This window comes from Bacillus salacetis, from assembly GCF_003581585.1.
GTDB lineage: Bacteria > Bacillota > Bacilli > Bacillales > Bacillaceae_B > Rossellomorea > Rossellomorea salacetis.
Genome location: NZ_QXIR01000087.1, coordinates 1 through 635 on the forward strand (window position 1 = coordinate 1; position 635 = coordinate 635).

The 635-nt window shown below is 37.2% G+C and carries 1 protein-coding gene and 1 rRNA gene; both read right to left on the reverse strand.

Translation table 11 applies throughout. The features are described from left to right. Positions 1 to 96, reverse strand: a 16S ribosomal RNA gene (locus D3H55_RS23715); the annotation flags it as partial. A gap of 349 nt (positions 97 to 445) precedes the next feature. Further along, the coding region (locus D3H55_RS23720) for a transposase (RefSeq protein WP_136035799.1) at positions 446 to 635 on the reverse strand (190 nt) is incomplete at its 5' end.

A 635-nucleotide genomic window follows, 5' to 3' on the forward strand; every position in this document is an offset into this window, starting at 1 on the left:
AACTTCAGGGAGCAAGCTCCCATCCGTCCGCTCAACTTGCATGTATTAGGCACGCCGCCAGCGTTCGTCCTGAGCCAGGATCAAACTCTCCGATAAAAGTTTGACTTGCTCATTTTGCTAATTTAAGTGTTAGCAACTTTGTAAGAACCAAAGTTCTTACTAGATTTACGTTGACGTTTTGATTTGTTTAGTTTTCAATGTTCAATATGTCTCTCTTGAGCACCCCTTTAATATACCATGTATACCAAAGCAGTGTCAATGTTTTTTTGAGATAATCTTTCGCTGTCGTTTTGGCGACAAGAAATATAATATCATGCTATCTTACTCAGAGTCAACACTTTAATTAATATTTTTTATAACGGCTGTTTGCACCTGAATGGTTGTTTCGGGAAAACTTTCAAAAAATAGGTTCTACGTCAAATGTTGGGGTAGGAGCACTTGCTCCTTATCCCACATTGATTCCTTTTGATTTAAATTGGTGATGCAATAGTACTCTAAGTCTAAAACGGTCGTATCGTCTAAACCCAAAGGCATTTCTTTTAATAACCTTCGTTTGATTGTTTAATCCCTCGACAAAACCGTTATTATAGTTGAAGGCAAAGCTATTTAATACTTCAGTCTGCCAGTTCTTTAAT